At 72.2% G+C, this 26,702-nt stretch carries 26 protein-coding genes and 1 pseudogene; 15 read left to right on the top strand and 12 right to left on the bottom strand.

Features of this window, described 5'->3' with window-relative positions; translation table 11 throughout:
* Positions 1 to 27: 27 nt before the first annotated feature.
* Positions 28 to 1,179, top strand: a complete 1,152-nt coding sequence (locus FHU37_RS13855) for a cellulase family glycosylhydrolase (protein ID WP_179814482.1) — start codon at positions 28 to 30, stop codon at positions 1,177 to 1,179.
* Between the two features lie 136 nt (positions 1,180 to 1,315).
* Here FHU37_RS13855 and FHU37_RS13850 read toward each other — a convergent pair whose 3' ends face one another.
* Entirely contained in the window at positions 1,316 to 2,065 is a 750-nt protein-coding gene (locus FHU37_RS13850) for an SDR family NAD(P)-dependent oxidoreductase (protein WP_179814481.1), read from the bottom strand.
* Between the two features lie 94 nt (positions 2,066 to 2,159).
* Between FHU37_RS13850 and FHU37_RS13845 the strand changes: the two genes are divergently transcribed.
* Both FHU37_RS13845 and FHU37_RS29010 read left to right on the top strand, forming a co-directional pair.
* Positions 2,160 to 2,768: a TetR/AcrR family transcriptional regulator gene (locus tag FHU37_RS13845; RefSeq protein WP_179814480.1), complete on the top strand. Its 609-nt coding sequence runs from the start codon at positions 2,160 to 2,162 to the stop codon at positions 2,766 to 2,768.
* 641 nt (positions 2,769 to 3,409) lie between these two features.
* Complete coding sequence (locus FHU37_RS29010) at positions 3,410 to 4,621, top strand: isochorismate synthase (RefSeq protein WP_218904034.1); 1,212 nt, start codon at positions 3,410 to 3,412, stop codon at positions 4,619 to 4,621.
* Between the two features lie 103 nt (positions 4,622 to 4,724).
* Here FHU37_RS29010 and FHU37_RS13835 read toward each other — a convergent pair whose 3' ends face one another.
* Entirely contained in the window at positions 4,725 to 5,069 is a 345-nt protein-coding gene (locus FHU37_RS13835; protein WP_246449869.1) for a hypothetical protein, read from the bottom strand.
* A gap of 491 nt (positions 5,070 to 5,560) precedes the next feature.
* Here FHU37_RS13835 and FHU37_RS13830 point away from each other — a divergent pair, with 491 nt between their 5' ends.
* The 3 genes from FHU37_RS13830 (at position 5,561) to FHU37_RS13820 (ending at position 8,306) form a co-directional block, all read left to right on the top strand.
* Positions 5,561 to 6,763 carry a sensor histidine kinase gene (locus FHU37_RS13830; protein WP_312892598.1) on the top strand — a complete coding sequence of 401 codons (1,203 nt, stop codon included), beginning with the start codon at positions 5,561 to 5,563 and terminating at the stop codon, positions 6,761 to 6,763.
* A 4-nt stretch (positions 6,764 to 6,767) separates the two neighbouring features.
* Positions 6,768 to 7,412 carry a response regulator gene (locus FHU37_RS13825; protein WP_179814478.1) on the top strand — a complete coding sequence of 215 codons (645 nt, stop codon included), beginning with the start codon at positions 6,768 to 6,770 and terminating at the stop codon, positions 7,410 to 7,412.
* A 246-nt stretch (positions 7,413 to 7,658) separates the two neighbouring features.
* Positions 7,659 to 8,306, top strand: coding sequence for a hypothetical protein (locus FHU37_RS13820; protein WP_312892597.1), 648 nt, complete (start codon positions 7,659 to 7,661; stop codon positions 8,304 to 8,306).
* A 35-nt stretch (positions 8,307 to 8,341) separates the two neighbouring features.
* Here FHU37_RS13820 and FHU37_RS13815 read toward each other — a convergent pair whose 3' ends face one another.
* Complete coding sequence (locus FHU37_RS13815) at positions 8,342 to 8,848, bottom strand: NUDIX domain-containing protein (RefSeq protein ID WP_179814477.1); 507 nt, start codon at positions 8,846 to 8,848, stop codon at positions 8,342 to 8,344.
* A 408-nt stretch (positions 8,849 to 9,256) separates the two neighbouring features.
* Here FHU37_RS13815 and FHU37_RS13810 point away from each other — a divergent pair, with 408 nt between their 5' ends.
* Genes FHU37_RS13810 through FHU37_RS13800 form a run of 3 tightly spaced genes read left to right on the top strand, consistent with a single transcriptional unit; the run spans position 9,257 to position 11,054 of the window.
* Positions 9,257 to 10,081 carry a helix-turn-helix domain-containing protein gene (locus FHU37_RS13810; protein WP_179814476.1) on the top strand — a complete coding sequence of 275 codons (825 nt, stop codon included), beginning with the start codon at positions 9,257 to 9,259 and terminating at the stop codon, positions 10,079 to 10,081.
* Positions 10,060 to 10,284 (top strand): DUF397 domain-containing protein, encoded by a 225-nt coding sequence (locus FHU37_RS13805; protein ID WP_312892596.1) that lies wholly within the window; start codon positions 10,060 to 10,062, stop codon positions 10,282 to 10,284. Before FHU37_RS13810 ends, FHU37_RS13805 begins: the two co-directional genes overlap by 22 nt.
* Positions 10,285 to 10,343: 59 nt before the next feature.
* Entirely contained in the window at positions 10,344 to 11,054 is a 711-nt protein-coding gene (locus FHU37_RS13800; RefSeq protein WP_218904033.1) for a VOC family protein, read from the top strand.
* Positions 11,055 to 11,152: 98 nt separating this feature from the next.
* Here FHU37_RS13800 and FHU37_RS13795 read toward each other — a convergent pair whose 3' ends face one another.
* From FHU37_RS13795 to FHU37_RS13785, 3 genes are all read right to left on the bottom strand, one after another.
* Complete coding sequence (locus FHU37_RS13795) at positions 11,153 to 11,560, bottom strand: hypothetical protein (protein WP_179814474.1); 408 nt, start codon at positions 11,558 to 11,560, stop codon at positions 11,153 to 11,155.
* A gap of 428 nt (positions 11,561 to 11,988) precedes the next feature.
* Positions 11,989 to 12,741 carry a phosphotransferase family protein gene (locus tag FHU37_RS13790; protein WP_179814473.1) on the bottom strand — a complete coding sequence of 251 codons (753 nt, stop codon included), beginning with the start codon at positions 12,739 to 12,741 and terminating at the stop codon, positions 11,989 to 11,991.
* A 204-nt stretch (positions 12,742 to 12,945) separates the two neighbouring features.
* Positions 12,946 to 14,160, bottom strand: a complete 1,215-nt coding sequence (locus FHU37_RS13785; protein WP_179814472.1) for an MFS transporter — start codon at positions 14,158 to 14,160, stop codon at positions 12,946 to 12,948.
* A 193-nt stretch (positions 14,161 to 14,353) separates the two neighbouring features.
* On the opposite strand from FHU37_RS13785, the pseudogene FHU37_RS13780 reads away from it, so the two are divergent.
* Positions 14,354 to 14,653 (top strand): annotated as a pseudogene (locus FHU37_RS13780) (transposase); the annotation flags it as partial.
* A 377-nt stretch (positions 14,654 to 15,030) separates the two neighbouring features.
* On the opposite strand, the gene FHU37_RS13775 reads toward FHU37_RS13780, so the two are convergent.
* From FHU37_RS13775 to FHU37_RS13760, 4 genes are all read right to left on the bottom strand, one after another.
* On the bottom strand, positions 15,031 to 15,411 hold the full coding sequence (locus FHU37_RS13775; RefSeq protein ID WP_179814471.1) for a VOC family protein: 381 nt from the start codon (positions 15,409 to 15,411) through the stop codon (positions 15,031 to 15,033).
* Positions 15,412 to 15,606: 195 nt separating this feature from the next.
* Entirely contained in the window at positions 15,607 to 16,149 is a 543-nt protein-coding gene (locus FHU37_RS13770; RefSeq protein WP_179814470.1) for a GNAT family N-acetyltransferase, read from the bottom strand.
* Between the two features lie 603 nt (positions 16,150 to 16,752).
* On the bottom strand, positions 16,753 to 17,490 hold the full coding sequence (locus FHU37_RS13765; protein ID WP_376773941.1) for a permease prefix domain 1-containing protein: 738 nt from the start codon (positions 17,488 to 17,490) through the stop codon (positions 16,753 to 16,755).
* Entirely contained in the window at positions 17,487 to 17,828 is a 342-nt protein-coding gene (locus tag FHU37_RS13760) for a PadR family transcriptional regulator (RefSeq protein WP_179814469.1), read from the bottom strand. Before FHU37_RS13760 ends, FHU37_RS13765 begins: the two co-directional genes overlap by 4 nt.
* 100 nt (positions 17,829 to 17,928) lie before the next feature.
* On the opposite strand from FHU37_RS13760, the gene FHU37_RS13755 reads away from it, so the two are divergent.
* The 4 genes from FHU37_RS13755 to FHU37_RS13740 all read left to right on the top strand — a co-directional run bounded on the left by FHU37_RS13755 (position 17,929) and on the right by FHU37_RS13740 (position 21,764).
* Complete coding sequence (locus FHU37_RS13755) at positions 17,929 to 18,516, top strand: hypothetical protein (RefSeq protein WP_179814468.1); 588 nt, start codon at positions 17,929 to 17,931, stop codon at positions 18,514 to 18,516.
* A 3-nt stretch (positions 18,517 to 18,519) separates the two neighbouring features.
* Positions 18,520 to 18,813 (top strand): hypothetical protein, encoded by a 294-nt coding sequence (locus tag FHU37_RS13750; RefSeq protein ID WP_179814467.1) that lies wholly within the window; start codon positions 18,520 to 18,522, stop codon positions 18,811 to 18,813.
* A 4-nt stretch (positions 18,814 to 18,817) separates the two neighbouring features.
* Positions 18,818 to 19,579, top strand: a complete 762-nt coding sequence (locus FHU37_RS13745) for an HD domain-containing protein (RefSeq protein ID WP_246449866.1) — start codon at positions 18,818 to 18,820, stop codon at positions 19,577 to 19,579.
* Positions 19,580 to 19,835: 256 nt separating this feature from the next.
* Positions 19,836 to 21,764, top strand: a complete 1,929-nt coding sequence (locus tag FHU37_RS13740; protein WP_179814466.1) for a ricin-type beta-trefoil lectin domain protein — start codon at positions 19,836 to 19,838, stop codon at positions 21,762 to 21,764.
* Between the two features lie 142 nt (positions 21,765 to 21,906).
* Here FHU37_RS13740 and menD read toward each other — a convergent pair whose 3' ends face one another.
* Positions 21,907 to 23,862 carry a 2-succinyl-5-enolpyruvyl-6-hydroxy-3-cyclohexene-1-carboxylic-acid synthase gene (gene menD / locus FHU37_RS13735; protein ID WP_218904031.1) on the bottom strand — a complete coding sequence of 652 codons (1,956 nt, stop codon included), beginning with the start codon at positions 23,860 to 23,862 and terminating at the stop codon, positions 21,907 to 21,909.
* A complete protein-coding gene (locus FHU37_RS13730) occupies positions 23,859 to 25,010 on the bottom strand; it encodes an o-succinylbenzoate synthase (protein ID WP_218904030.1) in 1,152 nt (383 codons plus the stop codon). The genes menD and FHU37_RS13730 overlap by 4 nt, the downstream gene beginning before the upstream one ends.
* A gap of 630 nt (positions 25,011 to 25,640) precedes the next feature.
* Between FHU37_RS13730 and FHU37_RS13725 the strand changes: the two genes are divergently transcribed.
* Positions 25,641 to 26,678 carry a 1,4-dihydroxy-2-naphthoyl-CoA synthase gene (locus FHU37_RS13725; protein WP_446680294.1) on the top strand — a complete coding sequence of 346 codons (1,038 nt, stop codon included), beginning with the start codon at positions 25,641 to 25,643 and terminating at the stop codon, positions 26,676 to 26,678.
* The last annotated feature ends 24 nt before the right edge of the window (positions 26,679 to 26,702 follow it).

Below are 26,702 nucleotides of genomic sequence, written 5' to 3'. Positions count from 1 at the left end.
CCCCACCACCAACCACGCGGAGGAGACATGGACGTCCGCCCCAGCAGACCGCTGCCGCTGGCCGCCGTCGGAGTGATCACGGCCGTGCTCGGTCTGTTCCTCGCCCTCTTCGGCCCCGCCCCGCAGGCCCGGGCCGCCACCGGCATCCACGTGAACAACGGCCGGGTCGTCGAGGCCAACGGGACCGAGTTCGTGATGCGCGGGGTCAACCACGCCCACGCCTGGTACCCCGGCCAGACGAGTTCGCTGGCCGGCATCGCGGCCAAGGGCGCCAACACCGTGCGCGTCGTGCTCAGCAACGGCGACCGCTGGACGGAGACCTCCGCCTCCGAGGTCTCCGCCATCATCGGCCAGTGCAAGCAGAACAAGCTGATCTGCGTGCTGGAGGTGCACGACACCACCGGCTACGGCGAGGACGGCGCCGCCACCACCCTGGACAGCGCCGCCGACTACTGGATCGGCCTCCGGAGCGTGCTGGCGGGCCAGGAGAGCCACGTCATCATCAACATCGGCAACGAGCCCTTCGGCAACAACAACTACGCCGCCTGGACCGACGCCACCAGGAACGCCATCGTCAAGCTGCGCAGCGCCGGCTTCGACCACGCGCTGATGGTCGACGCCCCCAACTGGGGCCAGGACTGGTCCGGGACGATGCGGAACAACGCGGCCTCGGTGTTCGCCTCCGACCCCGACCGCAACACCATCTTCTCCATTCACATGTACGGGGTCTACGACACCGCCGCCGAGGTGCAGTCCTACCTGAACCACTTCGTCGACAACCGGCTGCCGATCGTGGTCGGGGAGTTCGGCGACAACCACAGCGACGGCAACCCCGACGAGGACGCCATCATGGCGACCGCGCAGTCGCTCCGGGTCGGCTACCTCGGGTGGTCGTGGAGCGGCAACGGCAGCGGCGTCGAGTACCTCGACATGGTGAACGGCTTCGACCCCGACTCGCTGACCAGCTGGGGCCAGCGCTTCTTCAACGGCGCCAACGGGATCTCCACCACCTCCCGCGTGGCGACGATCTACGGCGGCACCGGCGGAGGTTCGGGGAGCGGCACCGCGCCGAACGGTTACCCGTACTGCGCCAGCGCCTCCTCCGACCCGGACGGCGACGGCTGGGGCTGGGAGAGCAACCGTTCCTGCGTGGTGCGCGGCGGAGCCGCCGACCGCTGATCACCGACCGCTGATCACCGACCGCCGAGCTGCCGACCGCCCGGCCGTCGTGCGATCGAGGCCGCCGGGCTCGCCCACTCGGGCGAGCTCGGCCGGCCGGGCGCCGGCGTCCTCGCCGGAGACGCGGCCGCGGGACTCAGATCTGGTTGAGGCCGCCGTCGACGTACAGGCTGGAACCGGTGATGAAGCTGCTCTGCTCGGAGGCGAGGAAGGCCACGGCGGCGGCGATCTCCTCCGGGCGCCCGAGCCGGCCCAGCGGCACGTCCGTCGCCAGTTGCCGCTTGAGACCGGCGGCCTGCTCCGGGTCGGCGACGAGCCCCGACAGCCCGGGCGTGTCGGTCGGGCCGGGCGTGACGGTGTTGACCCGGATGCCTCGTCCCTTGAGTTCGTTGGCCCAGGTCCGGGCGAACGACCGGGTGGCGGCCTTGGTCGCCGCGTACACGCCGAAGGCCTCCGTGCCGACGTCCACGCTGGTGGAGCCGTTCAGGATCACCGAGGCGCCGTCGTTGAGCAGTGGCAGCGCCTTCTGAACGGTGAACAGCGTGCCCCGGACGTTGATGTCGAACAGGGTGTCGAAGTGCTCCTCGGTCACCTGCTCAAGCGGCACGAACGCGGCGACGGAGGCGTTCGCGAACAGCACGTCCAGGCCGCGCCCCCGGCGGCGGATCGTCTCGTAGAGGCGGTCCAGGTCGGCCGGGTTCGAGATGTCGCCGATCACCGCGGTGGCCGCTGAACCGATCGCTTCGACGGCCGCGTCGAGTTCGGTCTTGCGCCGGCCGGTGATGAACACGTGAGCGCCCTCGGCCGCCAGCCGGACGGCACTGGCCAGACCGATCCCGGTGCCGCCGCCGGTGACGAGAGCGGTCTTGCCCTCAAGTACTCCCATGTGAGCAACCTCCTCCGATTTTTGCAGCGATCGCTGCTGAAGTCCGACAGTAGCACTTCTGCATCGATCGCTGCCGAAGGAGTAGACTGCGGGCGTGGAGACCAAACAGAGCGGCCCCATCGGCCGCCCGCGAGGATTCGACGCCGACGAGGCCCTCGAGCGCGCCATGCTGGTCTTCTGGGAGCACGGCTACGAGGGGGCCAGCCTGGCCGTCCTGACCGAGGCGATGGGCATCTCCGCCAAGAGCATGTACGCGGCCTTCGGCAACAAGGAGGAGTTGTTCCGCAAGGCCCTGGAGCGCTACACCGAAGGCCCGGGCGGATACCTGACCCGGGCCCTGGAGGAGCCGACCGCCCTCGGCGTCGCCACCGCGATCCTGGCCGGCGCCGTCCGAACCACCACCCGCCCGGCCACCCCCCCGGGGTGCATGGGGGTCCAGTGCGCCCTGACCACCAGCGACACCGGGCGGGCGGTCCGTGACCTTCTCGCCGCCTGGCGCAACAACGGCTGCAACCGCGTCCGAGAACGGTTCCAGCGAGCCGTCGACGAGGGCGACCTGCCTCCCGGGACCGATCCGGGACTGCTGGCCCACTACGTCACCACCCTGGCGTTCGGCATCGCCGTGCAAGCGACGAGCGGTGTCGGCCGCGACGAACTCCAGGGGATGGCCGACGCCGCCCTGCGCAACTGGCCGTTGCCCTGAGGAACCCCCCGACGTTCGCCGTCACGGGCAACTGCTCCCCGCAACGCCGGCTTGCGGGGAGGAGCCTGTGGCGTGTGTGCGTGCGCTACCGCTGGTGACCGGGAGGGTGCGCGGTTGTCCACAAACGCGGTTGTCCACAGATGAGACACCCCCCTTGCGCCCACCCCACCACCCGCGCTACCCCTGGTGACCAGGGGGGCGCGGGGTTATCCACAGGCGAGACAACCCCCCTTGCGCCCACCCCACCACCCGCGCTACCCCAGTTGACCAGGGGGGTTCGTGATTATCCACAGGCGGAAATGCCCCCTTGCGCAGCCGGCAACCAGGCCCGGGAAGAGCGCCCGGAACCCGCGTCGTACGCTGCGGTAGTGACCGCCCCGCACCCCCATCCCGCCTCCCCCCTCACTTCCGGGGATCCCTCCGGAGGTCCCTTGCGAGGTCCCTCCGGAGACCACTCCAAAGTTCCCTCCGGAGCGATCCCCGGAGGAATTCCCGGAGCGATCTCCGCAGCCGCGCCCGGAGACCGCGCCCCCCACCCGCCGGCCCTGGCGGTCAGGACCACCGCCATCGACGTCGCGACGGCCCGCCGCGCGTTCGAGGCCCTGGAGTCGCCAGGCTCACCGGCGGCTCCGAAGGCGCCCGTGCTGACCTGGTCGCGGAACGGGGAAGGCCTCACCGGCTGGGGCGAGGCGGCCCGGCTGGAGGTCTCCGGCCCGGATCGGTTCGCCGAGGCCGCGCGGTGGTGGCGGGAGCTGTGCGCGGCGGCGGAGGTGGCGGACGCGGTGGGCGCCTCCGGCTGCGGGCCCGTGGCCTTCGGCAGCTTCACCTTCTACGACCGCTCCCCCTCCGAGGCATCCGTCCTGCTCGTCCCCGAGGTCGTGCTGGGCCTGCGGGCCGACCGCGCCTGGCTGACGACGATCACGCCGGCCGGAGCGGCAGCCGGAAGCCCTCCCCCACCGCCCCTCCCGACACCACCGCCGTCCCCGGCCGCCCCCACCGGCACCGCCGCCCCCACCAACACCACCAACACCGTGACCTGGGCCGAGGGCCGGGTGACCGAGCAGGCGTACATGGCCGCCGTGGCGCGCGGCGTGGAGCGCATCCGGTCGGGCGACGCGGCCAAGATCGTGCTGGCGCGGGATCTCGTGGCGACCGCCGAGGCCCCTTTCGACGTGCGCCGGGTCCTCGCCCGGTTGGCCGGACGCTTCCCGGACTGCTGGACGTTCTCCGTCGACGGTCTGGTCGGCGCCACCCCCGAACTGCTGCTGCGGCGGTCGGGCGACGTCGTGCACTCCCGGGTGCTGGCCGGCACGGCGTGGCGGGACACCGCGACCGACGACGCCGCAGGAGCCGCCGAGGCCGTCGTCGAAGGGCTGCTGCACTCGGCGAAGGACCGGGAGGAGCACGGCTACGCGGTGCGTTCGGTGGCCGACGCGCTGGCGCCCTACTGCGCGGAGCTGGCGGTGCCCGAGGAGCCGAGGGCGCTGTGCCTGCCGAACGTGGTGCACCTCTCCACCGACCTGAGCGGACGGCTGGCGAGCCCGTCCTCCGTGCTGGAGCTGGTGGGCGCCGTGCATCCGAGCGCCGCCGTGTGCGGCACCCCGACCGGGTCGGCGGAGCGGCTGATCGCGGAGCTGGAAGGGCTGGACCGGGAGCGGTACAGCGGCCCGGTGGGCTGGGTAGACGCCTCGGGCGACGGCGAGTTCGGCATCGCGCTGCGCTGCGGACGCATCTCCGGGCGCACGGCCCGCCTCTTCGCCGGATGCGGAATCGTCGCGGATTCCCGGCCGGAACGGGAACTGGCGGAGACGGCGGCGAAGTTCGCGGCGATGCGCGGGGCCCTGGAGGGTTAGGCCCACGGCCAGCGGCGCGCCGGGGCTTCGGGAGCACGGCGGCCCGGCAGGCCGTCCGACCAGTCGGCCAGGGCCGTCCGACGAGTCGGCAGGGGCCGCCCGGTCAGCCGTGGGCGCGGCGCCGGCGGTAGTAGGCGGCCGTCACCACCCCGAGCAGCGGGCCCCACAGCAGGAGAGGGACGTAAGCGGCGGTCATGACCACGGCGGCCGTGCCCGTGGGGGCGTCCGGAGAGCCCATGTTGTCAGGGGCGTACCAGGTGAGGGCGCCGAGGACGGTGATCGCGGTGACGGCCAGCGCGCCCGACGCGGCGGGGAGCACGGCGGCCAGGACCGGGATGGGGCGACCGCCGAGCAGCGGCAGCCAGGACGGCAGCACTTCGCCCCAGCGCTTGACCAGTCCCATCGTCAGCAGCCCCAGGCACTCGGCGACCAGGCTGAGCAGGATCATGTAGATCGAGAAGGAACCGAAGGGCCTGACATCGTGCAGTGCGTCCCCCTCGCCGAACCCGGACGGCGCGCCCAACGCGATGGAGACCCGCCACACCCCCGTTGGCAGGGGTGTGAGGGCGGCCACCTTCGCGGCCCAGCGGATGGGGCGGGAAACCAGGTGGGTGCTGTCGGGGACGAAATGCGTCCGACGGGGCCGAGGCGGCCGAGGCGGCCGGTGCGGCCGGTGCGGCCGGTGCGGCCGGTCGCTCCCGAGGCCGGACGCGGTGGCGCCGGCGGTGGCGCGGGCAGTGGCACCGGTGGTAGCGCGCGCGGCGACGATCATGGTGATCCCCTGTCAGGAGGAAGCGGCATCTGAGGCGGTGCCAGCCTCGTCGCCGCGCGCCCTCCGGACCATCCGCCGATCGGCAGATCAGGCGGCCCGCACGCCGCCCCAACCCCCGCCGATCGGGGTACGCCGTGCCCGGCGGGCCGCCGCGTAGGCTTGCCGCCGTGTCGTTGACCGGGGGGAACAGGCGGACGATCCGGGCGGGCGCGGTGGGCGCGGCCGGCGCCGGCGGCGGGGTGTGGGCGGTCGTCGCGGTGGAGGGGCCGGGCCTGCCCGGCAGGCTGTCCGCCACGGTCGCGGTGGCGGTCGCCCTGTGGGCGCTCGGCTGCTGGCCGTGGGCCAGGGACCGCCTCGCGCGTCCCCTCGCCGGGGCCGCCACTCTCTCCCTCCTCACCACCCTCGGGTGGTCGCAGTCCACACCGGTCGAGGAGGCCGGGGTGTGGAAACTGGTCGAGGTCGCCGCGCTGCTGGCCGTTCTGGTCCCGGTGGTCCGCAGGTCGCCGCGGCGGTCCGCCGCCGTCAGCGTGGGCCTCACCGCCGTGGCGGTGGCCCTGTGGACGGTGCCGCTGGTCGAGACGGGTTCCTGGCTGGAACGGGCCGGGGCCGCGGCACTGTGGTCGCTCCCCGTGCTGATGGCGGCCGTGGCCGGCGGCTATCCGCGCTGGGCGGCCCGCCGGGCACGGCTGGCCGTCACCGAGGCGCGCCGGCTCCAGCAGCTGGAACTCGCCCGCGAGCTGCACGACTTCGTCGCGCACGACGTCAGCGCGATCGTCGTGCAGGCCCAGGCCGCGCGGTTCGTCGCGGAGAGCGACCCCGACCAGGCCGCCCAGGCCGTCCTCGCGCTGGAGCGCATCGAGCGGGCCGGGCTCAGCGCGCTGGCCTCGATGGACCGCACGGTGCGCGCCCTGCAGCAGGCGGACGGCGGTCCCGCGGCGCCGCCCGCCCTCCGCGGGGTCGACCAGCTCCCGGAGCTGGTGGAGCGGTTCGCGGCCGAGGGGCGCGCCGACTGCCGGTACACGGCGGAGCCGGGGGCGGCCGAGGCGCTGTCCCGGGAGGCGGGGGCGGCGGCGTACCGGCTGGTCGTGGAGGCGCTGACGAACGTCCGCCGCCACGCCCCCGACGCCGCCCGCGTGGAGGTGGCGATACGGCGGTCGGGGACGGCCGCCGTCGAGGTGTCCGTGGCCAACGACGCCCCGTCGGGTTCCCGCACGGGCCCCTCGGCGTTGCTGCGGCGGCGGGCTGGACACGGCGGGACCGGTCTGGCCGGGCTGCGGGAGCACGTCACGGCCGGCGGCGGCACGCTGACCGCCGGTCCCGTGGACGGTGGCTGGCGCGTCGTGGCCGTTTTTCCCCGCACGGCATCATGACCGCATGACCACGCGCATCCTGATCGCCGACGACCAGGCGGACATCCGCAGCGGGTTCCGGCTGATCCTGGACTCTCAGCCGGACATGACCGTCGTGGGTGAGGCGGCCGACGGGGAGACGGCCCTCGCCCTCGCCGCCGAGCTGTCGCCCGACGTGGTCCTCGCCGACATCCGGATGCCCGGCCTCGACGGCCTGGAGGTGACCCGACGGCTGGCGCCGACCACCCGCGTCGTGGTCGTCACCACCTTCGACATGGACGACTACGTGCACACCGCGCTCCGCCACGGTGCCTGCGGCTTCCTGCTGAAGCGGTCGGGGCCGGCCCTGCTCATCGAGGGGGTGCGGGCCGCGATGGCCGGGGACACGCTGATCAGCCCGCAGATCACCGTCCGGCTCCTGCGCGGACTGACCGGCGTGACCCGCCAGGCACCCCCATCGGCGTCCGCGCCGAACCCGCTGACGGAGCGTGAACTCGAGATCGCCCGGTTGGTCGCGGGCGGCCTCACCAACGCCGACATCGGCGCGCGACTGTTCATCAGCGCGGGCACGGTGAAGACCCATGTCGCCAACATCCAGGCCAAGCTGGGCACGTCCAACCGCGTCGGCATCGCGGCGTGGGCATGGGCGAACGGCCACGCCTCCGCGTAACGGCAGCCGGTGCCGGCAGGGCTGGGGCCGTGGGGTGGCTGTGGGCTGCCTGTGGGACGTCCGTGGGCTGGCCTGTGGGAGACGTCCGAGGGCTGGCCTGTGCCGAACGGCATACGGCAGGCGCCCCGCCCCGGCGTCTTTCGGCCGATCGGCAGATGGTTCCAGGTCCGCGTGGGGACGAGGCTCGAACCACCGACACCGCCGGCCGTCAGGGCCGAGCGGGTCGAGGGCCGAAGGAGTTCAGCCGTGTCCCCCAGCAGCATCCGTTCCCGTCGCCGTCCCCGCGTGCGCCGTGCCGCCGCCGCGACGGCGGTCGTCGCGCTGACCGTCGTCACGGGCGCGAACACGTCCGCGACCGCCTCCTCGGGCCGGCCGGCGGAGACCGCCCGCGTCCAGGGATCGGCGGAGATCCACTACGCGTTCGCGCCTGACGACACCATCCACTTCGCCGTCGACGCGGTCGCCGCCCCGTTCTCCCGGCCCTACCCCGGTGTTCCGGGTGCGGAGGCCGGGCTGCCCACCGACGCCCGGGGCACCATCAGCTGGTCGCACCGCGTGGCGGCCACCGGCGAGGTGCTGGCGTCGGAGGCGGCGGTCGACTGCCTGGTGACCGGCGGCCGCACGGCCACCGTCACCGCCGTCATCACCGAGGTCAACGCCCCCAGGCTGAACGACACCATCGGCCAACGCGTCGGCATCAGCGTCCAGGACGGCGGGCGGGGGGCGCGGCACGACCGGCTCGGCTTCTCCTGGGGCGTCGCGAATCTCGACGTGGACGAGGGCGGCAACCTCACGGCCGGCCGCACCGGCACCTGCATGGCCCCCGCCCCGTTCGCGCCCGTGACCGACGGCGGATTCACCGTCCACCATTCCGACCTGCCCACGGGCCGTTGAACGGAACCGTGGTCGCACGGGGGGGACGGCACGGCCTACATGGGCGCGTTGGCGTTCACCGGCTTTCCGTGGACGAGATAGACGGCGCCCCGACCGTTTTCCCGGGCGCGGGCGGCGGCGAGAATGCGCCGCAGGTGCCGGTCTTCCACGTAGGGGCCGAGAACGTCCAACGGAAACCAGCGGTGGGCGCTCACTTCCTCGCTCCGCAGAACGATCTGGTCGATTTCTTCGCTGGTGAGCATTCCGCCGTCGAACACGTGGTGGTAGCCCTCTAGATCACCAGTGCGCGGGTTTCGGCAGGTGTAGTCGATCGCCAGCAGGGTGGTGAGCGGAATGGTGAGGCACAGTTCCTCACGGAGTTCGCGCATCGCTGCCATGTGGGCCGGTTCGTCGTGCAGGGCGTAGCCGCCGGGGAGCCGGTACCAGCCGGGGCGGCGGACGGGTTCGACCAGCAGCACGAACCCGTGTTCGTCGGTGATGTAGGCCAGGCCGCCGATGCGGCGTCGGGCGTGCTCCCAGGGCTGGATGGTGGTGTGGGGCATGGTCAGATCCCCCACCGGCTCTCCCGGTTGGCCTGCGCGACGCGGGCCCGGAGGCGTTCCCTCCAGTCGCCGGAGTCGGCGGCGCTCATCGGGGATTGGAGGGAGCGAGGGTCGGCTTCCCACTCGGTTCCGCCGCCGACGGGGCGGAGAAACGTTCGGCCATCGAGGTGGTCCATGACGACGCCCTGGCGTTTCGCGTCCGCGTCATAGACCAGAGTTCCGACGGCCGGGGGCTGAGGACCCTTGCTGTCCATGAAGATTTTCCCATCTTGCACACGAAGAGTGGAGTTCCCATCTCACTCTGTCCCCAATGGCGCTAGTGTGCCTAGCACTAAGGCATGACGCCCGGGAGCGTCATGCACTACACATGACACTTCCATGTGTCATTGCTCGGAGGGGGCACGTCACATGATGGAGAGCCACGCCAAGGACGAATCCGTGCTCGCACTGTTCGGCTCGGAGATGCGCCTGGAGCGCACGCGCGCGAAAATGTCGCAGTCGGAGCTGGCCGCCAAATGCTTCTGCACGCAGAGCCTGCTGAGCAAGATCGAGGCAACGAAGCGACTGCCATCGGAGGACCTGGCAAAGCGGCTGGATGAAATTTTCAAGACGGGAGGTCGTTTCGAACGCATGTGGCCGACCGTCGTCCGTCACGCCTACCCGGTCTGGTTCCGCCCGTACGTAGAACTGGAGGCCGCCGCCACGCACATCCAGACATTCGAGGCCCAGATCGTTCCAGGACTGCTCCAGACCGAGGACTACGCCCGCGCGGTCTTCGGAACCGAACGGGGCCGCAACACCGGGATCCTGCTCGACGCACGAATGGCACGACAGCGCATCCTGGACCGGGACGAGCCCCCACTGCTGTGGTTCATCATGGACGAGACGGCGCTGCGCCGAAACATCGGCGGCGCGGAGGTCATGCGCGCCCAGATGGAACGCATGCTGCACGTCATCGAGCAGACACCGACCGTAATTCAGGTGGTTCCCTTCGATGTCGGTGTTCGCCCAGGACTCTCAGGATCATTTGCCACGCTGAGCTTCGACGACGGCCCTGACGTGCTTTACGAGGAGAGCTTCTACGAGGGCCAGCTTCGCGGCGAGAAGGAACCAGTTGGGACCGCCAGGGACGCCTATGATCTGCTGAGGGCTGTCGCCCTGTCCCCAGGTGCGTCAGCTGATCTGATCGCCAGCATCGCGAAGGACACGTCGTGGGTATACCGCCTGACCTGACCAGCATTGTCTGGCGCAAGAGCAGCCACAGCGGAGCCAACGGCGGGAACTGCATCGAGGTGGCGGACGGCTTCGCCACGGTCGTCCCCGTCCGTGACTCCAAGGACCCGGGCGGCCCCGCGCTGCTCTTCACGCCCGACGCCTTCACGGCGTTCGTCACGGCCATCAAGGACAACCGCTTCCCCACCACCGAACAGGCGTAGCCCCGGCCCGCTCCGGGCATCAGGGCGGGGTGAGCGACGCCCGATTCAAAGACCTGTGCATGGACGCCACCGTGCCCCTCACCCTGGGTGACTTCTGGGGTGAGGTGCTCGGTGCTGCCATGGTGGATGCCGGCAACGGCGACACGAAGCTCGAACCACCGCCCGGCGGCCAGCCGAGTGAGGTGGTCTGGGTCAACGGTGTTCCGGAACCGAAGACGGGCAAGAACCGCGTCCACCTCGACCTCCGCCTCCCCGCCCCGGATCCCTCACCCCTCGTAGCGGCGGGTGCGCGGATCATGCGTGAGCCGGTCGGCGACGAGCAGTGGTGGGTCCTGGCTGATCCCGAGGGCAACGAGTTCTGCGCGTTCCCGCCCCGCGCCGGGGACTCCTCTCCCGCTCCGCACCCCCGAGCCCTCGCCCGCGTCTACGAACTCGTCGTGGACTGCCATGACGCCCGCGCGCAGGCGGAGTGGTGGGCCATGGTGACCGGTGGCAAGGCCCACATGGCGGAGGCGGATCCGTGGGCGTGGGTCACCGATGTGCCGGGATTCCCCTGGGAGGCGTGGGTCTTCACGCCCGTCCCGGAGAGCAAGATCGTGAAGAACCGCGTCCACTGGGACATCGAGCTCGACGCCGCCGTGCCGGACGCGCTCCTGCGGGCGGGTGCGACCATCCTCGCGGAGCCGGCCGAGAGCCGGCGGTGGTGGGTCATGGCGGACAGGGAGGGCAACGAGTTCTGCGCCTTCCCGCCCCGGGAGCAGCAGCAGTAGGCCGAGCGCCTCGCCGCGCCCCCTCCTCGCCCCGTCGGCAGCGCCAGGCGGAGGCGAGGAGGGTGGCTGTCGTACGCGCGGCATGTACACGGGGCTCGTCAGGCGGCGTCGATGGCCTCGGTGATCTTGCGGGTCATGTCGACCAGGGCGGGGCTGGGCTGCCGCTTGAGGCTCTGGGTGGCCGACTCGATGGCGATGACGACGGCGCCACGGAAGTTGTCGGCCTCGGTGGGGTCCTGCTTCTTGAGCAGCCCCATGGCCTCCGTCAGGGCCGGCAGCACCTGGTCGGCGAGTGCGGCCACGGACTTGCCCTTCAGCTTGATGTCCTTCGTCTTCTCGGCGAGCACGTGGCCGACCAGGCCGGTCGCGGAGTTCAGGGCGATGGAGCCCTCAGTGGCGATCTTGTGCGGCGAGCTGGTGGCACCGGCGGCGGCCAGCAGCGAGACGGCGCCGTACGCGGCGGTCCGCAGGGTGTTCTTGTCCTGGGCGGTCAGGGTGACGGACATGGTGGGTCTCCTCGGGTGTGTTCCGGTTCCGATGCTTGGCGGTGGTGCTGTTGACCACCCCCGCTTGCGTGACACCAGAATGGCACATCTATGGCGCCATGTCGAGGCCGATGCGGCGCCACAGGCGGCGCCACTAGCACCACAGGGAGATACCTACCAACAAAACCGCAGGTCAGCGCATGCGCCACCATGGCGCCAACGTGGCCACTTTTCTGTGAACCGCGTGACTGGCCCGTGTTCCAGGGCTGGGCGGTCGACCGCTCCAGGCGTCAGGTCTGCGGCGTAGAGAGCCAGTCCTGGGGCGTCGGCGCGTGAGCGCATCTCCCTTTCAGGATGGCCCGGGAAGGCGTGCGGGGACGCCTGGTGGAGGGACGCAGGACGGTGTCGGTGAGGCGGTCCTCTTACGTGACAGTCGGGCCCGCGCGTCCTCACATCCGGGATCTCAGCACGTCGACCTCACAGCCCGGCGCGAAGGGGTCGAAGCCCTGCTCGATCAGCGAGCGAACCGCCAGCAGGCTTCGCAACGACGACCACGCGTGGATCACGTCGAGGTCGAGGTCGATGTCGGTGCCGTAGCCGGCGATGACATCGTCGAGGTGCTCCTCGTGTCCGAGCGTGAAGGTCGCGAGGTCGTACAGGGGATCACCCTGGCCCGCCTCGGACCAGTCGATGATGCCGGCGACCTCGTCGCCGTCGAGGAAGACGTGCGCGATCTGCAGGTCGCCGTGCGTGAACGCCGGAGTCCACGGCCGCAGCGCGGCCTCGGCGACCTGGCGGTTGCGGGCGACCAGGTCGGCGGGCAGGACGCCGTTCGTCACGAGCAACTCGCACTCGTCGTCGAGCTCCTTCGTCAACGCGTCGATGCTCCGGCCGGCCCGGCCCGTCCAGGGCGGCAGGGGCGCGTCGTGCAGCTTCCGGATGGCGGCGCCCGCCGCTGCCCACGCCGCCGGCGACCCGGTCGACGGCCCGCCGAGGCGCCCAAGCGTCGTCCCCGGGAGTGCGGCGGTCGCGAGCACGGGTGGCTTGCGCCACAGGATCTCCGGGGTCGGGACCGGCGCGAGGGACATCGCCTCGACCTCGACGTCGAGGCGCGCCTGATCGGCGTCCACCTTCAAGAACACGTCGCCGACGCGCAGAGTCGCGCGCTCGGAATGGGCGACGACGACCTCGACCTCATCCATGGACGACCAGTATCGCGGGGGTGATCGCCCACGTCGCCAGGTTTATCGCGTGCGATTACACGGCTGATCGCTTCCCGCTATCCCGGTGGCCTCGTGCACGACACCGGCCTCCGATCAGGTCAGGCTCCTGACCGAGCGGAAGCCAGGTCGAGGGCCATGCGTCAAGCGTTCGACAGAAGCATCCGTGGGCGAATCCCTGCGTGTTCAGGGCCGCTCGTTGCAGTCCGGCCCGACGGGGCGTGCCCCTACTGCCAGGACCATGAGCACTGCGGTGCAACCGCCCAGCAGCATGACCGCGGACGGAGAGGTGCGGTCCAAGATGACTCCCCCTACGAGTGCACCAATCGAGATCGTTGCCTGAAAAGTGGCGGTGAACAGGACGGATGCCGCTTCCGGGGCGTGCGGTGCCGCCTTGGAGAACCAGGTCTGCGACGCGACTGGTACGGCGCCATACGCGATGCCCCACACGATCAGCAGCATCACTGCGCCGGTCTCCCAGCGGCCCAACGCCGGAAGCAGGAGGGTCACCACAGCGATCAGGGCGGCCGCGAGCCCGAAGACGGTCTGCGGATACCGGGCCACCCAGGCGCCGCCCAGGAAGTTGCCGAGGATGCCAGCGGCACCATAAAGCAGCAGGAATGTAGTGATCAGACCACCGCTGGCGTGGGTGACCTCTTCCAGAAACGGTGTCACGTAGGTGTAGGTGCCGAAGTGAGCCAGCACAACAAGGAACGTCAGCAGGAGTGCGAAGCGAGTGTTGATGCTGCGGAGCATGCCGTTGAGCACGCTCAGCCGTGTGGCCTGGACCGGAGGAAGTGGCGGCACGAACAAGAGCAGCATGACCAGTACGCCGACCGTCATAGCTCCCATGACGGTGAAGGCGGTTCGCCATCCAGCGAGATCTCCGATGAGGGTGCCCGTCGGCACGCCGAGGACGGATCCCAGCGGGACGGCAGAGAAGATCACAGCAGTTGCCCTGCCGACCGAGGCCGGCGGCACCAGTCGTTCCGCCAACCCCGCGCCGATCGACCAGAAGCCGCCAATCGTGATCCCGACCATGATCCGGGAGGTCAGTACGAGCCAGTAGTCGGGTGCAGCGGCGGCAAGGAAGTTCGCCAGTGCCAGCAAGAGCATGAAGACGCACAACATCAGTCGGCGGTCGAAGCGTGCCGTGGCCACGGTGACCAGTGGAGCGGCGATCGCCGCCAGGAGGCCCGGCATGGTCATCATCAGTCCAGCCATCCCATCCGAGACGGTGAAACTGGATCCGATCGAGGTCAGCAGACCGATCGGCAGGATCTCGGTGGTAACGATGACGAAGATTCCCAGCATCACCGAGACCACGGCCAGCCACCCCGTCAGCGGCGACCGAGGGGGCAAGAGTCTGCCGTTGACTGAAGCGGTAGTGGTTGCCTGCATGGCGTTCCGTCCTGTGAAGGCAGCGCGTTTCGCGATCAGTCCAGCAGGTCTCATCGACAGGTGTCTGGCAGATCCGCGACTGCACCCTCGCTCTTCACGGGTGATGTCGCATTCCGGCTAGCAACGGTCAACGCAGTGAGGCGTCTTGGGCCTGGCTGTGGTGTCCGCAAGGCGGGCTGAGCACTCTGATCACATGGGGGCTTCACCATGGATCGTGTCGGATGAGCTGTGGGAACGGACCGGACTGCTGCGGCCGTGCAAGCAACGGCGGTTCCGGTATCCGGGACGCAAGCCCGTGCCGGATCGGCAGGTTCTCTGCGGCGTCCTGTACGTGCTGCACACCGGCATTCAGTGGGAATACCTGCCCGCCGAGATGGGCTTCGGCTCGGGCATGACCTGTTGGAGACGACGACGAGACTGGAATGAGGCCGGAGTCCGGCAACGACCGCATGAGGCACTACTTGCCGAGCTCAATGCCGCATCGCGGCTCGACTCACGAGGCGCTCCTCAAACTCGCCTGCTGCCTCATCACCCACCGGCAACTCAGCTCACTGTGTCAGCCGTTGTAAGAGGACATCTCATTCGGTGACATGGCCCGAACACGATCGCGGACAGCACCATGGGCGTGGTGGTTCGCGCAAGGGGGTCGTACTTCTGTGGATAACCGCGCGCCCCCTTTGTACCCAGGGGTAGCGGATGATCATCGGTGGGCGCAAGACGGCCCCACCGCCCTGTGGACAACCACGACTCCCCCCGGGGTCGTCACAGTCGGTGGATCCGTGCCCGGGCCTGGACCGCCGAGCCGCGGCCCCAGACGGGCGCGCCGGGCGTCGGGCGCCGGCCTGGGGCCGCGGCAGGGGTCTGGAGCCGTCAGAGCGGGTTCAGACGGGCCTTGAGCAGGCAGAACTCGTTGCCCTCGGGGTCGGCGAGAACATGCCACTGCTCCTCGCCGGTCTGGCCGATGTCGGCCGGGCGCGCACCGAGCTTCAGCAGGCGTTCCAGCTCGGCATCCTGATCGCGGTCGGTGGCGTTGACGTCGATGTGCAGCCGAGACTTCCCCGGCTCCGGCTCGTCCCTGCGGCTGAGGATGATCGTCGGCTGCGGGCCGCCGAACCCTTCGCGCGGCCCGATCTCGATGTATTCGTTCCCTTCGCGATCGAGCACGACGAAGTCCAGGACCTCGCACCAGAACCGCGCCAGCACCTCGGGATCGCGGCAACCGAGCACGAGCTCACTGATACGACATGCCATTGACGAAACCTACTCTCAGCGTGGGAACAGCCGGCGTTTCGGGGGCGTGGGAACCACCGAGGGTGCCACGCACGGGGTTCTCGGACCCCCGCCGTGGGAACACGCGCGAGACCGTACCGGGCGAGGGGAGCAGGTGCGAAGGGTTTTTGCGCGCCCTCCTCGCCCGGCGGTGGGGCGGCCGGCTTCGGTTGCGCCCTATCCCTTCGCGTCCGGCTTCCATTCGTGGGCCAGGAGCCCGAGCAGCACCTGGTCCAGGAACTCCCCCATCACCCAGGCCGAGGAACGCAGCACGCCCTCGCGGACAAAGCCGTTGCGCTCGGCGGAGCGCAGCATCGCGGCGTTGTCCGCCAGCGTCTCGATCTGCAGCCGCTGCAGGCCGCGCACGACGAAGCCGTAGTGGCACAGGACCGCGACCACGTCGGTGCCGTAGCCCTTGCCGCGGGAGGACGGCAGCAGCCCCAGCCCGATGTGCGCGGACCGGTTGTGGGTGTCGATGCCCCAGAGCGTCGCGGTGCCGATCAGGGTTCCGGCCTCCAGCTCCACCACGGAGAACGGGACGTGGCCCTGGACGGTGTCGTCCACCACGAGCCGCGGGTCCTTCGAGCCGGGCGTGATCGGCCGCCACGGCCCGCCTTCGGCCCGCGAGGCGTTGACCACGTCGTCGTAGAGCTCTGCCCGCAGGACCGGGATGTCCTCCTCGTGGCGGGCCCTGAGCCCGACCTTGCTGCCTCTTAGCATGCGAGCTTCCTATCCGGCCGAACTGGCCGGCGGCAAACCGATTAGAGGTCGTCCGCGGCGTCGTGGCAGTGGGTGTACCGCCGGTAGCGGATCAGGGGGCGGGTGGGGATGACGCCGACGAGGGCGGGGAGATGGGGGATCGGGGCGGGCCTGGCAGTCGGGCGGCGTCTTGGTGCCCGAGGGGTGGTAGCGCAGGATCACCGGTGAGCACAAGAGGGCTCTCTCACCCTGTGGATGACCACGAACCCCCTGGTACCCAGGGGTAGCGGCCGATCACCGATCAGCGCAAGAGGGCTTTCTCACCTGTGGATAACGACGCGCCCCTTTTGCACCCAGGGGTAACGGGCAATAACCCATCAGCGCAAGAGGGCACTTTCACCCTGTGGATAACCGCGCCTCCCCTTTGCACCCAGGGGTAACGCAAGATCCTCCATGAGCGCAAGAGGGCCCTGCCGCCCTGTGGATAACCACGGCCCCCCTTTGCACCCAGGGGTAACGGAAGTTCACCGGTCAGCGCAAGAGGCCCCATTCACCCTGTGGATCACCGCGCCAGCACCGAGCCCCTGTTGAGGAAGGACGCTGCCCCCCACCAGCCCCCCCCGCTCAGCTTGGTCGGGAGACGGCCGGGCCGGTGAGCGGCCAGCGGGCACACTCGCGGCAGGCGCGCGCCGAGGCCGCCACCACGGCGTGTGACACGGCGGTGATCGCGCCGGCGAGCGCCGTCAGCGGCCAGTTCGTGGCCAGCGCGGACACGATGGCGAGCGCCAGGCTGGCCACCGCCATGGCCACCGCCGCGGTGGTCCCGGTCCAGGCCACCGCGAGGGGCAACCGGTTCGGCGTGGGCAGCCAGCGGGCGAGGGTGCCGGTGGCCGTCAGCGTCACCGCGGCGAGCGTCGCGGCGATCGCGGCGACGCCGGCCAGGTGGGCGGCGAGCAGCCGCTGCTGCCAGCCCGGGTCGTGGTCGGAGGTGCCGATCAGGTGCCAGCAGGCGATCAGCAGCGGGACGGACACGGCGACGACCCGCGCGGTGCGCCGGGTCTGGGCGATGGTGAGTTCCCGCTGGCAGCTCGACACCAGTTCGTCCGGTGTCCCGAACTCCCGCACCGCCTCCTGGGCGGCGTACCGGTAGGGCATGCCCGTCCCGGCGAGCGCCGCCACCGTGTCGGTGAGGCCGTCGCGTATCTCCCCGACCATCCGGGCCTTGGCCCGGGCCGGCCCGCGCAGCGCGGCCGACAGCTCGGCGACGTACTCCTCGATCGGGTCCTGGTGGCCGACGGGGGCGGCGTCGAAGCCGGGGTCGGGGTCCGCGCAGTCGGCCGGGTGCCGACCGGTGGCGTTCACGTGGCGGGCCGGGGCGGCGTGACGGGGTTCAGCACGGAGCCGATCGCGGTCGTGAACTCGTGCCACGCCGTGCGCTCGCTGGCCAGGGTGCGCCGCCCGGCGTCGGTGAGTTCGTACGCCCGCCGGCGCCGTTCGCCGACCGACTGCCAACTACTCCGCAGCAGCCCCAGCCGCTCCAGCCGGTTCAGCGCCGGATAGATCGTGCCGGTGCGCAGTTCGAGCGCGCCGCCGCTGCGTTGCTGGACCGCGGCGATGATCGCGTAGCCGTGCAACGGGCCTGGCTCGAGCACGGCCAGCAGCAGCCCGTCCAGGTGTCCCCGTACCGCGTCTGCCCTCATAGGTAGGCAGGCTACCCAACGGTCGAGTAGACGTGCTATCTATTGGCATCCAACATATCGGCTGGCAACACACCCCCGCACCGCCTTGGGGAGGCTCGCAGTGACCAAACTGCTGCTGTCCGTGCACGTTCTGGCGGCGATCCTGGCCGTCGGCCCGATCACCGTGGCCGCCTCGATGTTCCCCCGCTATGCGCGGCAGCTGACGTCCGGAGCCGATCCGGGTGGACGGACCGCCGCGATCGCCGCGCTGCTGCATCGGATCTGCCGCGGCTACGCCGTCGCCGGCCTCGCCGTCCCGGCCTTCGGACTCGCCACCGGCGCCCAGCTCGGCGTCCTCACCGACGCCTGGCTGATCGTCTCCATGGTGCTCACCGCGATCGCCGCGGGCGTCCTGGCGTTCGCGATCCTGCCGGCCCAGCAGCAGGCGCTCGCTTCGTCCGGGAGCGCGACGAGCGCGGCAAGCACGACAGGCGAGACGAGCGCGACAGGCGCGACCAGCCCGACCGGCCGGGAAGCCGCCGCCACGAAAGCCCTCGCCGCGGACGCCACCACCGCGGAGGCCGCCCCGCGATCGCGGACGACCCCCGGGGCGAGCCGCCTGGCCGCCCTCACCGGCGCCTTCAACCTCCTGTGGGCGATCGTCGTCGTCCTGATGATCGTCCGCCCCGGCTCCACCACGGGGGTGTGACCCGTGCGGACCCTGCGCATCGCCGCCGGCGTCGAGGCCGCGTCGCTCGCCCTCATGCTGCTCAACCTGTTCACCGTGCACGTGGAGGCGGCCTCCTCGCTGCTCGGCCCGCTGCACGGCACCGCCTACCTGGTCGTCATCGCGACCGCATGGCCGGCCGCCAACGCCACCGGCGCCGGCCCCGGCGCCCGCTGGCTCGCCGTCATCCCCGGGATCGGCGGACTGCTCGCCCTGCGGCGGCTCGACGCCCACGCCGCCGCGAACCGCACCTCCACCCCCCAACCCACAGGAGAGTGACCCGATGGACGCCTCGGACACGACGGACGCGGAGAACGTGATGGACGCGGTGGACGCGAAGGACGGGACGGACGCGGTGGACGCGGTGGACGCGGTGGACGCGTACCGCGACCTGCCCTTCCCCCGCACCGAACTGGCACTGCACACCCTCCGCCACGTGCGGAGCATCGAGGATCCGGCGCTCTTCAACCACAGCATGCGCACCTACCTCTACGGGCGCGTCATCGGCGAGCGGCGCGGCCTGCTCCCCGGCCGGGACTACGACGACGAGCTCTTCTTCCTCGGCAGCGTGCTGCACGACGTCGGACTGAGCCCCGAGGGCGACGGCTCCCAGACCTTCGACCTCGACGGCGCCGACCTAGCCGCCCGCTTCCTCACCGAGCAGGGCGTCACGGCCGACCGGGTCGAGGTGGTCTGGGACGCCGTCGCCCTGCACCTGCACTACTCGATCGCCATCCGCAAGCGCCCCGAGATCGCGTTGGTGTCGGCGGGCGCCGGACTCGACCTCGGCGACGAGGACCCGTCCCCGCTCCCGGCCGGCTACGCCGAGCGCGTCCACGCCGCGCTGCCCCGTCTGCACGCGGCGGCCGTACTGCGCGACACGGTCGTCGGCCAGGCCCTCGACAACCCGGAGAAGGCCCCGCCGTTCACGATGCCCGGCGAACTCCTCCGCCAGCACACCGGGGCCAGCTGGCCCACCTGGCAGGAGCTGATGAGGGGCCCCGGGAGCTGGGGCGACTACGACGGCTACCAGCCGAGGGTATGAGCCGGCGTCGCCACCGGACGGTGCGGCGCGTTCCGGGGGTTGACGGCACACATCGCCGAACATAACTTCAGACCTTAAGAAAACACGTGAGCCGTGCGACTCGACGAGCCTCGGGTCCGCCCGGCCGTGTTTCCCGCGGGGAGACGGCGGGGCATGCCGCGTCAGGGCGCGCCCCGCCGACCCCCTTTCCCAGCACCTCCCGCCCACGCTTCACCTCCACGGAGCGGGTGGCGGCGTTCGCCGCCGCCCGCGAACCATGAAGGAGTGTCAGGTGCACAACAAACAACCGCGCGCCCTCCCCGCCCTCCGCGCCGCCCGCGCGGCCCGCGCCCTGCTGGCCACCGTCCTGCTCGCCGGCGGCCTGGTGCTAACGGGCCCCGCACCCGCCCAGGCCGCGGGGGAGCGGGTCGACGTCTGGCTCACCACCACCTCCGACGCCGGCGGCCGCACCGTCACCCGGGGGCTGGCCCAGCAGAGCCCGGTCGTCTTCGGCCCCGCCGGCGGCACCGCGAACCACACCATCACCGTCAACGAAGGTGTGACCTACCAGCAGTTCGAGGGCGGCGGCGCCTCCATCACCGACACCACCGCCTACCTGCTGCGCGGCGGGCCCGTCAGCGCGGCCACCCGGGACGAGGTGATGCGCCGGCTCTTCTCCCCCACCGAAGGCATCGGACTCTCCTTCGTCCGCAACCCCATCGGCGCCTCCGACCTCTCCCGGCCGGGACACGTCTCACTGGACGATACCTGCTGCGACCTGACCGACTTCGGCGCGAACGGCTACGACACCGACGTCCGCCTGCTCACCGCCCAGGCCCAGCGGCTCAACCCGGAACTGCGGGTCAAGGGCGTGCCGTGGAGCGCCCCCGGCTGGATGAAGGACAACGGCCGGATGGACCAGATGGGCTGGCTGAAGTGGGAGTACTACCCCATGTACGCCCAGTACCTGGTGAAGTACGTCCAGAGTTACCAGGCCGCCGGGGTGCCGGTCGACTACCTCTCCGTGCAGAACGAGCCCAACTGCTGCCAGGCCGCCAACCCCACGGCCATGAACTACCCCGGCATGAACTGGAACCCCTCCGGCCTGGTGGAGTTCACCAAGAACCACGTCTACCCGGCGTTCCGGGCCGCCGGGATCACCACCAAGGTCCTGGTGCACGACTGGAACTACGGCGACTACGCCGGCTTCGGCGACGCCGTCCTCGCCGACGCCGGGGTGCGCGAGGACCCGCTGTTCGGCGGCATCGCCTGGCACGGCTACTTCGGCGATCCCGCGGTCGGCACCCAGGTGCACAACCAGTACCCGCGGGTCCGCCAGTTCAGCACCGAGCACTCCGGCGGCACCTGGATCGCCAACCAGCACAACGAGGACCTGGCCGACATCGTCAACTACGCCCGCAACTGGAGCAGCAGCCTGGTCAAGTGGTCGCTGGCGCTCAACCAGTACATGGGCCCGCACAACGGCGGCTGCGGCACCTGCACCGGGCTGGTCACCGTGCAGGAGGGCGGGCCGCGGGCCGGGCAGGTCGACTACACGATCGAGTACTACACCACCGGCCACCTGACGAAGTTCGTCAGGCCCGGCGCGTACCGGATCGACTCCACCGCGAACGGCACCATCCAGAACGTGGCCTGGCGGAACCCGGACGGCTCCAAGGCGCTGATCGCGCACAACGGCGGCGCCTCCGCCCAGTCCGTCCGGGTGGACTGGGGCGGGCAGTCCTTCGTCTACACCCTCCCCGCCCGCACCACCGCCACCTTCACCTGGTCCGGCGCCCCCTCCGGCGGCGCGGAGAGCACCGGCACCCTGACCGGACTCGCCGGCAAGTGCCTCGACGTCGCCGGCGCCGCCACGGCCGACGGCACCGCCGTCCAGCTGTACACCTGCAACGGGACCGCCGCGCAGCGCTGGACGATCGCCTCCGACGGCAGCGTGCGGGCCCTCGGCAAGTGCCTCGACGTCACCGGCGGCTCCACCGCGGACGGCGCCCCCGTCCAGCTGTACACCTGCAACGGAACCGGCGCGCAGCGCTGGTCGTACGACCCGGCCACGCACGACGTGGTCAACACCGCGGCGGGCAAGTGCCTGGACGTCACCGGCAACTCCTCGGCGGACGGGACACGGGCCCAGATCTGGAGTTGCACCGGGGCCGCCAACCAGAAGTGGACGCTGACCCCCTCCTGATCCCTCCCGGCCCGCACCGGCCCGGCACCCGGCCCCGCTGCGGCCCGCTCCGCCCCGCTTCCGGGCCCGCGACGTCAGCCGGGCCGTGACATCAGCCCGGTTGTGATGCCAGCCCGGTTGTGATGCCAGCCGGGCCGCGGCGTCAGCCCGCGACGGCGGTCGCCGCGACGGCGCGGGAGACCTCGGCGCGCAGCCGGGCGTGCAGGTCGCGGACGTCCGCGCGGGACGTCCGCACCTCGACCACGTGGAGTCCGGCACCGGGGCGGGCCTCGGACAGGGCGGCGACCAGGGAATCCCTGGTCGCCGCCAGGGTGTGCCGGGTGCCGGTGGAGGCGCAGCGGGCCGCCAGGTCGACGCCGTGCGCGGTGCCGAAGACGCGTTCGAAGGCGTCGGCGTGGCGCGGGTCGCCCTGCTCCAGCAGGGAGAAGATCGCGCCGCCGTCGTCGTTGACCACCACGATGGTCAGGTCGGGCACCGGCTCGTGCGGGCCGATGACCAGCCCGCCGGAGTCGTGCAGGAAGGTCAGGTCGCCGAGCAGGGCGAACGCCGGACCGGCGCCGTCCGCCTGGGCGTCCAGGGCGGCCCCGATGCTCGCCGAGACGACGCCGTCGATGCCGGCGGCGCCCCGGTTGGTCAGTACGGTCAGGTCGGGCCGGCGGGGTGCGGCGAGGTCCACGTCACGGATCGGGGCGGAGGCGCCGAGCCACAGCAGCGCCCCCTCCGGCAGCGCCCCGACGACCTCCCGGGCGATGCTCGGGCCGGACGGCCAGGCGTCGTCGAGCAGCGGGTCCAGCACGGCGCAGGCGGCCTGGTCGGCGCGGCGCCAGGCGTCGGCGAAGTCGTCGTCCTGCCCGGCGGGGGCGTAGACCCGGGCCGGCTCCAGGCAGGTGCGCAGTTCGGCGGCCAGGTGGCCGGGGTCCGTCCACACCGGATCGGTGTCGACGACCGTCAGGCCGACGCCCGGCCGGCGCAGCAGCGCGCCCAGCGCCCGGCCCAGCGTGGGCCGGCCCACCTGAAGGACGTGCTCGGGCGGGTGCCGGTCGACGAACGCCGCGTCGCCCAGCAGCAGGGTCCCGGCGCGCAGGGCGCTCTTGCCCCAGGCCCGGCCGGTCGGCTCGACCAGCAGCGGGAAGCCGTGGGTCTCGGCGACGCGCGCGGCCCGCTCGCCCAGCTCCGGGTCGGCGGCGGTGTCGCCCACCACGACGAGCGTGCGGGCGGGCAGGGTGAGCGGCGGGGCGAAGTCGCCGACGGGCGGGATGGTGGGGACGCCGGTGGGGACGCGGGCGGGGTGGCGCAGCGTCCAGGGGGCGCCGTCGGGGCGTCCGGCGAAGGCCTCCGCGGGGCATCCGGGCACGACGGCGTCCGGGGTGAGGGGTTCGGCGAAGGCGGCGTTGAGGTGGACGGGGCCACGGCGCCCGCCGTCACCGCCCTCACCGGCCGCGCCGGCCAGCGCCCGGCACACCGCCGCCCGCCACCAGGCGTTCTGCCCCGCCTGCCAGCCGGGGGCGGCCAGTTCCTGGAACAGCCGCACCGAGCCGCCGTAGAGGCCGGACTGGTCGACCGTCTGGTTGGCGCCGGTGCCGCGCAGCTGCGCCGGCCGGTCGGCCGTGATGACCACCAACGGCACGCGCGCCTGGCCGGCCTCCATCACGGCGGGGTGGAGGTTGGCGGCGGCGGTGCCGGAGGTGCACACCACGGGGACGGGGCGGCCGGAGCGCTTGGCCAGGCCGAGGGCGAGGAAGGCGGCGGAGCGCTCGTCGATGCGCACGTGCAGCCGCAGCCGGCCGGCGGCGTCGGCCCGGTGCAGGGCGAAGGAGAGCGGGGCGTTGCGCGAACCGGGTGACAGCACGGCCTCGCGGACGCCGCCGCGGACCAGTTCGTCCACCAGGACCTCGGCCAGCGCCGTGGCGGGGTTGGCCGGGGTGGCGGGTTCGGGCAGGTCGGCGTGTGCGGCCGGGCTGGCCTGTTCGGCCGGGTCGGCGTGTGCGGCCGGGCTGGCGTGTGCGGCCGGGCTGGGCGGTATGGGGCCCGGGGTGTCGCCGGGGGAGGTTGGTTCGGCGGACGGCATGGAGTCGGTGGGGGGATGCGGGGTGCTCACCTGGGATCGTCCTCCTCACCCACCGCCAGCCGGCCGGTGCGCTCCCACCCGGTCCAGTCCGGGGCTCGCCGGACGGCGGCGGTGGCGGCCAGGCGCCGCCCCCAGTGCCGGACGGTCTCCTCCGGCGCGGCCACCGCCGCCAGCGCCGCCGCCTCGGGGGCCGGTGCGGTGCGGACCGCCGGCAGCCGGCCGCCCACCGGCGCGAGCGGGCGGGCCACCACGTCGGTCGTGAGCAGCGTGACCGTGCCGAGGCCGCAGGCGTAGGGCAGCTCGGGCAGGGCGGCGGCCAGGGCCACCCCCGCGGCCAGGCCCACGGAGCTCTCCAGGGCGGAGGAGACCACGACCGGCAGGCCGATCCGCTCGGCGATCTCCAGGCAGGCGCGGACGCCGCCGAGCGGCTGCACCTTGAGCACGGCGATGTCGGCGGCCTCGGCGCGGACCACCCGCATCGGGTCCTCGCTGCGCCGGATCGACTCGTCGGCGGCCACCGGCACGTCCACCCGGCGGCGCAGCGCGGCCAGTTCCTCGACGGTGCGGCAGGGCTGCTCGACGTACTCCAGGCCGAAGCGGTCCAGGGCGCGGACCGCGCGGACCGCCTCGTCCAGCGTCCAGCCGCCGTTGGCGTCCACCCGCACGCGACCGGTGGGGCCGAGGGCGTCCCGGACGGCCTCGACGCGGGCGACGTCGTCGGCCAGCGTCTGACCGGGCTCGGCGACCTTCACCTTGGCGGTGCGGCAGCCGTCCCAGGAACGCACGATGGCGGCGGCGGTGGCGGCGTCGACGGCCGGGACCGTGCCGTTGACCGGGACGCTGTCGCGCACCGGCGCCGGCCAGCCGAGCTGGGCGGCCTCCAGGGCGGCGTCGAGCCAGGGGCGGCACTGGCCGGGGTCGTAGTCCGGGAAGGGGCAGAACTCGGCCCAGCCGGCCGGGCCGCGCAGCAGCAGGCCCTCGCGGACGGTGATGCCGCGGAAGCGCTGCCGCATGGGGATGGCGTACACGGCGTGCGCGGTGACGCCGGACGGGAGCAGGTCGGACGGGAGCAGGTCGGACGGAAGCAGGTCGGGTCGGAGCGCTGCGGGGGGCGGGGCGCCGCCGCCGGGCGGAGCGACGCCCGGCGGGAGGGCGTCGAGCCGGAGTTCTTCGGGCACCAGGGCTTCGGACGGGAGGGCGCCGATGGGTGGAGCCCCGACCGGTAGGGCACTGCCCGCGGAGCCGGCTGCGGCCTGGGGAGCGCGGTCCTCCCGATCGTGGTTCACGTCCTCGAGCTTACGACCGTGCACCACAGCGCCTGACCAGCAGGGCGGCATAGGCGGCACGCGCCGGAGCACCGGCAGGTGAGCGGCCTGCTCTGGCCCGGGACGCCTCCGGGGAGGCGCCGAATCGTTTCTGTTCGGGCTCGGACCCGAGCGGCCGGGTGGACCCCCCTGATTCCAGCGTCTCACGGGGTGAGAGGGCGGCGACAGAGGGCAATCGCGGCCTGTGGATAACCCGCCCGGCAGCTCGCGCGTCGTCCCGCCCATCCCACCCATCCCGATTGCCTCCTCCATCCCGCTCGGCGGGCTCGGCACTGCTCGGCGGGCTCGGCAGGCTCGTGCCGGGAGCCCGCCCGTGGCCCAGCCATCCCGCCCGGCAGCTACCCGGGCATTCCGCCGCACCTCGCCAGCGGCTCGCCCGGCATCTCGTTCGGCGTCCCGCCGCCAGCCCGCCTACCCGCTCGGCGCCCCACCCCCGCCCCGGGATCCCTGCCGGGCTACCGGCGGGGAATATCCTTGGCCGCCGTGACCTCCCCGACATCCCCCTCCAGCCCCGAAGCCTCACCGGCCGCCCAGGCGCCCCAGGTCGCCCAGAGCACCCCGCCCGGCGAGACGACCACCGAGCCCTCCGCCGGCGCCGGCGGTGACGGCCGCGTCTCCGAGATCTTCGACCCCGCCGCCTGGCGGGAGGTCGAGGGCTTCGACTTCACCGACATCACCTACCACCGCCACGTCATCGACGGCCGCGACGCCCCCACCGTCCGCATCGCCTTCAACCGCCCCGAGGTCCGCAACGCCTTCCGCCCCGGCACGGTCGACGAGCTGTACCGGGCCCTGGACCACGCGCGCATGACACCCGACGTCGGCTGCGTCCTCCTCACCGGCAACGGCCCCTCCCCCCGCGACGGCGGCTGGGCGTTCTGCTCCGGCGGCGACCAGCGGATCCGCGGCCGCGACGGCTACCGCTACGCCTCCGGCGAGACCGCCGAGACGGTCGACCCGGCGCGCGCCGGCCGGCTGCACATCCTGGAGGTGCAGCGGCTGATCAGGTTCATGCCGAAGGTGGTCATCGCCGTGGTGCCCGGCTGGGCGGCCGGCGGCGGCCACAGCCTGCACGTCGTCTGCGACCTCACCCTGGCCAGCGCCGAGCACGCCCGCTTCAAGCAGACCGACGCCGACGTGGGCTCCTTCGACGGCGGCTTCGGCTCCGCCTACCTCGCCCGCCAGGTGGGGCAGAAGTTCGCCCGCGAGATCTTCTTCCTCGGCCGCCCGTACACCGCCGAGGAAGCACACCGCATGGGCATGGTCAACGCCGTGGTGCCGCACGCCGAGCTGGAGGCGGAGGCGCTGCGCTGGGCCGCCGAGATCAACGGCAAGTCCCCGACCGCCCGCCGGATGCTGAAGTTCGCCTTCAACGCCATCGACGACGGGCTCGTCGGCCAGCAGGTGTTCGCCGGCGAAACCACCCGTCTGGCGTACATGACGGACGAGGCGGTGGAGGGCCGGGACGCGTTCCTGGAGAAGCGGGACCCGGACTGGAGCCGTTTCCCCTACTACTTCTGACGGCCCCTGCTTCTGGCGGCCCGC

This window comes from Allostreptomyces psammosilenae, from assembly GCF_013407765.1.
GTDB lineage: Bacteria > Actinomycetota > Actinomycetes > Streptomycetales > Streptomycetaceae > Allostreptomyces > Allostreptomyces psammosilenae.
This window is presented reverse-complemented; position numbering and strand designations above follow the sequence as displayed.